Source organism: Lentzea sp. CC55 (genome assembly GCF_021056325.1).
Taxonomy (GTDB): Bacteria; Actinomycetota; Actinomycetes; order Mycobacteriales; family Pseudonocardiaceae; genus Lentzea; species Lentzea jiangxiensis.
Genome location: NZ_JAJCXE010000048.1, coordinates 69,993 through 75,457, shown reverse-complemented (window position 1 = coordinate 75,457; position 5,465 = coordinate 69,993). Strand labels below are relative to the sequence as shown.

General features: G+C 64.0%; 6 protein-coding genes. 4 read left to right on the top strand and 2 right to left on the bottom strand.

Going from position 1 to position 5,465, the window contains the following annotated elements:
• On the top strand, window positions 1–306 hold a 306-nt coding region (locus L6E10_RS31715), incomplete at its 5' end, for a hypothetical protein (RefSeq protein WP_236223830.1).
• Between the two features lie 152 nt (window positions 307–458).
• On the opposite strand, the gene L6E10_RS31710 is transcribed toward L6E10_RS31715, so the two are convergent.
• Window positions 459–761 (bottom strand): hypothetical protein, encoded by a 303-nt coding sequence (locus L6E10_RS31710; RefSeq protein ID WP_236223829.1) that lies wholly within the window; start codon window positions 759–761, stop codon window positions 459–461.
• Window positions 762–1,712: 951 nt separating this feature from the next.
• Here L6E10_RS31710 and L6E10_RS31705 point away from each other — a divergent pair.
• The gene (locus L6E10_RS31705) at window positions 1,713–2,816 is read left to right on the top strand and encodes a polysaccharide lyase family 1 protein (protein WP_236223828.1); all 1,104 of its coding nucleotides are present in this window, start codon (window positions 1,713–1,715) and stop codon (window positions 2,814–2,816) included.
• Window positions 2,817–2,918: 102 nt separating this feature from the next.
• On the opposite strand, the gene L6E10_RS31700 is transcribed toward L6E10_RS31705, so the two are convergent.
• Complete coding sequence (locus L6E10_RS31700; RefSeq protein WP_236223827.1) at window positions 2,919–3,332, bottom strand: hypothetical protein; 414 nt, start codon at window positions 3,330–3,332, stop codon at window positions 2,919–2,921.
• Between the two features lie 205 nt (window positions 3,333–3,537).
• Here L6E10_RS31700 and L6E10_RS31695 point away from each other — a divergent pair, with 205 nt between their 5' ends.
• Window positions 3,538–4,560: a polysaccharide lyase family 1 protein gene (locus L6E10_RS31695; RefSeq protein WP_236223826.1), complete on the top strand. Its 1,023-nt coding sequence runs from the start codon at window positions 3,538–3,540 to the stop codon at window positions 4,558–4,560.
• Between the two features lie 13 nt (window positions 4,561–4,573).
• Window positions 4,574–5,465, top strand: an 892-nt coding sequence (locus tag L6E10_RS31690; protein WP_236223825.1) for a polysaccharide lyase family 1 protein, incomplete at its 3' end; no start/stop codon positions are given.

Sequence of the window (5,465 nt, the reverse complement as noted above, 5' to 3'; positions counted from 1 at the left end):
CTCGCAGGCCTGACCGGGATGGCTCTTGCGACGGCCGCTGTCGCGGGAGCAACCCGCAGCTGGATCCTCCCGCTGTTCTACCTGATGTCCTGCCTGCTGTTCGACGCCCGTCTGCGTTACACCTCGGAGGGAGGAATCGGAACGCAATGGTGGGCTTTCGCCACCGCGCAGGCGGATGATCGTGGGGCATTGGCGGTCGCACTGCTCTCTTGCGCCACAGGAGTGATTTTGTTTGTACTTCGATCAAGACCGATCGCCGCGCACGGCCCGGAGGAACACCCGAACGGAGGACACGATTCGCTTTAGGCAACGCGACCCCATTTCGCCCCGCGCGAACCGATTCTCCCAAAATCCTCCCAAACACCGGGTTACCGACCAGTACAGACGACTATGGACAGTCACTTCAAGATCGAAAGGAGCCCACGAAAAAACCCGCCGACCTGGGCTTTCACCCAGAATCAGCGGGCTGATTCAGACCGTCGGGACGACAGGATTTGAACCTGCGACCCCTTGACCCCCAGGGTGAGCCAGATAGCAACCCGACCTACAGAAACGCAAAATAACAGATCGCGACGGCGCAGTTGGATGCACTTGAGCGCAGCTCGATCCTGTTGCCATACCTTGACCTCTCCCAATTTCCTCCCATAGTCCTCCCATTGCAGACAGGCATCGACCGCAACCTTTTCGAGCGACACAGGATCGATGCGATGCGGAAATTCTCCTGCGAGGAAGGTGATCGACAACCCTTCAACAAGACCCACGTCAACATTCGACCACTTGAGTCGAACGACACTACCCATTCGATTCAAAACGCGAAAACCCAGGGATTCCAGCTCAAAGGCAGCCTCAGCGGCGCAGGTCGATATCACCCGAATGATCGCCCACCCGTACCACGCCAGGGACAGTTCGATAACTCACGAACCGCCGAGCGGAAGAAGGCACGCAACGATGCCTTGGCAGCGAGTTCGTCGATCAGTCGATCATCTACCGGCGGGCGAGGTCTACATGTGCCACAAGTACACGATCGGCGCGATCGCCTGAGCTTCGGCGACCTGGTCTGCAGTGGCGTCGAAAACGCCGGGCGCCGAATCAAGCCATGTTGCCGGAACTCGACCAGGGTGCCGTTACTCCATGACCGCCAGCAGAGTGAGGGTCGAGTCACCGAGCTTCTCGTGGGCACCTCACCTCTCCCGCAATCACCCGCCCACACAGCGGAGCGGGCCTCCTCGCAGGCAACCACGCCCAGCATCGCCTCGACACTGAAGGGGCGAATCAGCAAGTTAATGCCCTGCAGACCCTTATTCATATCCATGAATCAGCGAGGTGGTCGCCGGGAAGTCACGTCGCGCTCGCTTGATCAAGGCGCGCGGTGTTCATAACCGTGAATTTTATTGCCAGTAATGCAACGTTGCGCAATACTCGCTGGGAGCGTTCCCAGCGACGCCGCCACCGCGATAAGTCGCTGGGAATCCGTCAGACAGTCCTGCTCACAAGGAGGCGACGCAAGAATCTGCGTACGGACAAGTGCGACAAAGCGAATCACGGCTTTCCGCCGGTATTACCGCCGCCTCCACCTCGAGTTCGACCACCGACGTCGCCCAGCGGTGATCAACCCGGCGCGGCAGGGGCGTCAGTCTGCTTGAAAGTACCGACCGAGCACACCGCCGCGAGTGCGACCACACCCGTCCACCTTCGAAGACGCAGGAGACGAAATGAAACGATCAGTCGCATGGCGGATCCCCGCAGTCGTGGCCGCGTTGGCCGTCGCGACCTCGACCAGCGCGGTGCTGGCGATGTCACCGGCGTCGGCGGCGGCCGGTGACGCGACCGGCTACGCCTCCCAGAACGGCGGCACCACCGGCGGCCAGGGTGGGGCGACGGTCCAGGCCACCACGGGAACCCAGATCCACCAGGCCCTGTGCAGCCGGGCGAGCAGCAGCACGCCGATCATCATCGAGGTCTCGGGCACGATCAACCACGGCAACACCGCCAAGGTCTCGGGCAACAGCTGCGAAACCGCTGCCGGCGTGATCGAGCTCAAGCGGATCAGCAACGTCACCATCATCGGCGTCGGCGGCGGAGCCGTCTTCGACCAGCTGGGCATCCACATCCGCGAGTCCCGCAACATCATCATCCGGAACGTGACCGTCCGAAACGTCAAGAAGTCGGGCTCTCCCACGTCCAACGGCGGCGACGCCATCGGGATGGAGAGCAACGTCCGCAACGTCTGGGTCGACCACGTCAACCTTCTTGCGTCGGGCGGTGAGTCGGAAGGCTTCGACGGCCTGTTCGACATGAAGAACAACACCCAGTACGTCACCCTGTCCTACAGCACCCTGCGCAACTCCGGTCGCGGCGGGCTCGTCGGGTCCAGTGAGAGCGACCGCTCGAACGGGTTCATCACCTACCACCACAACCTCTACGAGAACATCGACTCCCGGGCGCCTTTGCTGCGGGGCGGCATCGCCCACATGTACAACAACCACTACGTGAGCCTCAACGAGTCCGGCATCAACTCCCGGGCCGGCGCCAAGGCCAAAGTGGACAACAACTACTTCAAGAACTCCCATGACGTCCTCGGCACCTTCTACACCACCGAGGCCGGCTACTGGCAGGTCAGCGGCAACGTCTTCGACAACGTGACGTGGTCCGCCCCGAGCAGCGATCACAAGCCCGCCGGTCCCGAGGTCAAGTCCACCACCACCGTCTCCGTGCCCTACAACTTCACCCTCGACCAAGCCAACTGCGTGCCGAACATCGTTGGCCGCACGGCGGGCGCCAACACGGGTCTGAGGGAGTCGGACGGCAGCTGCTAGGAAGGCTTCGCACGTTCGGTCGAGCAAGCGGACACTGACCTCCCCGGTCGAATATGACGTCGAACGAATCGCCGTACCTGCCATCGCGATGTGGATCATCGATCATGCCAGGGGCGGTATCTGGGTGCTGATGGTCGCGCGAACGCTGCAGTCGTGTAGCCGGACGACGAACTGGATGATGCCGAACGGCCTGTGCAGCAAGGGCGCCAGAGCGCGTGGAAAACAGTCGCCGGGTCCGGCCAGGCGTTCGCCCAGTGCCAAGACAATCCTGATCCCGCACGAATTCCTGGCCGGCAGGTTCGGGAAGACGTTGAGCAACTTCAGTTGCTCAACGTCGAACAGGGGGATGAATGTCTCCAGCCGGGTCTGGTCCAGTACGCCACGCCCCTGGCGCCGCGGGGTGTTCGCCGACCGGGTCGAGGTCCCGAACTGCTGCGCGACGACGCGCTGTGGGCGAGCCTGCTCGACACCTGACGTGAACCCGCGCCGCCCACCCCCGTCGAATTCATTCGACACTATTCTCCACAACCTCGAATCAATCGCCCGAAAAGACTATTCGAACACCACTGAAAAGCAATCCTACAGACCACGTATGTGAACCGGTTCTCATATGTGACGCGACGTTGACACGCCCGAAACACGAGTCCTATGGTCCGAATCAGGAAAGTGATTTCCCAACGCCGCCGCCGTTGCGCAGCAGCATTCTCGAAAGGACCACCAAATGCGGACGCACGTCGGGTACGAACGCGCCCTCGCACGGGTCGCGGTGGTGGTGGCCCTGGTGGCCGCCGCGGTCGGAGCACCGCCCGCAATGGCGGCCGGGCACGCCGCCGACGGGTTCGCCGGGGTGACCGCGCTGGGGCAGGGCGGGACCACCGGCGGGGCGGGGGGCGCGGTGGTCACGGCGACGACCACCGCGCAGTTCCTGGACTACATCGCTCGACCTGAACCGCTGGTGGTGCAGGTCAGCGGCACTATCGTGCTGCCCACCGGCACCAGGGACGGGATGCACGACATCGCTTCCGACAAGACGATCACCGGTCTCGGCGGTGACGCACGACTGGTCGGCGGCGGGCTGAACATCGGGCTCCCGGTGGACGACGACGTGATCTCGCCGCCCGCGAACGCGGTGCACAACGTGATCATCCGGAACCTGTCGATCACCGGCGCCACCGATGACCTGATCAACGTGCAGATGTTCAGCCACCACATCTGGATCGACCACAACGACTTCTCCGACGGTGATGACGGAGCCGTCGACATCAAACGCGGGTCCGATTTCATCACCGTTTCCTGGAACAGGTTCCACGACCACGACAAGACGTTGTTGCTCGGGCACGACGACGACAACGCGGCGCAGGACGCAGGGCGTCTCAGGGTGACCTACCACCACAACTACTTCGACGGTTCCGATCAGCGCAACCCGCGAGTCCGCTTCGGCGAGTCGGTGCACGTCTACAACAACTACTACCGGGACAACAGCTACGGCGTCGCGTCGGCGATGAACGCGGGCGTGGTGCTGGAGGGCAACTACTTCTTCAGCGTCAACAACCCCGGCCGGGTCGACTTCAGCGGCGACCTCGGTCGGATCGTCGCCAGGGACAACGTCCTCGTCGAGTGCAACCACGAGATCGAGGTGCGCGGGTCCGTCGTCGAGCCGCGCACCTACTACGCCTACACACCGCACCGGGCCGTCGAGGTCCCGACCGTCGTGCCCGCCGGTGCGGGTGTCGGCCGAGTCTGAGGAGGACGGGCACATGAGCAGCATCAGCCGGCGGGCGCTCCTCGCGGGCGCCGCCGCGACCGCGCTGGCCACGACCACCAAGCCCGCCTGGGCGGCGCCGTTCGCCACCGCCGACGGCTTCGCCGGGGTGAACTCGCTCGGCCAGAACGGCACCACCGGCGGTGCGGGCGGTCCGGTCGTCACGGTGCGGGACGCGGACACGTTCCTGGACTACTGCGACCGCAACGAGCCGTACGTCATCCAGGTCGAGGGGGTGATGCGGATCAGCAGCAAGCAGGGCGTGCGGTCGAACAAGACGATCATCGGCCTGGGGTCGGACGCCGAGATCAGCGGCGGCGGCCTCGACCTGTACCGCAGGCAGAACGTGATCATCCGCAACCTCCGGTTCACCGGCGCGGACGACGACGCGATCAGCATCCAGCAGTCCTCGCACCACGTCTGGATCGACCACTGCGACCTCAGCGGCGGCGCCGACGGGCTGATCGACATCGTCCGCGGCGCCGACTACATCACCGTCTCGTGGAACCACTTCCACGACCACAGCAAGACCGCGCTGCTGGGCCACTCCGACTCCAACGCGGGCCAGGACACCGGCAAGCTCCGGGTGACGTTCCACCACAACTTCTTCGACGGCACCGCGCAACGGCACCCGAGGGTCCGCTTCGGTGAGCCGATCCACGTCTACAACAACTACTTCCGCAACAACACCCTCTACGGCGTCGCGTCGACCGAGAACGCGGGAGTCCTGGTGGAGGCCAACTACTTCGAGAACGTCCCCCATCCGATCTACTCCGGCTACGACGAGAGCGGGCCGGGGCGCGTGGTCGAGCGCGGCAACGTCTACGTCCGCTCCGGCATCCCCGAGACGCTCGGCACCGTGGTGGAGCCGCGCACCTACTACGCCT

What these genes read in the sequence shown, in the direction of transcription:
- L6E10_RS31705 (WP_236223828.1), top strand. Translation starts at nt 1,713, where the DNA reads ATGAAACGATCAGTCGCATGGCGGATCCCCGCAGTCGTGGCCGCGTTG.
- L6E10_RS31695 (WP_236223826.1), top strand. Translation starts at nt 3,538, where the DNA reads ATGCGGACGCACGTCGGGTACGAACGCGCCCTCGCACGGGTCGCGGTG.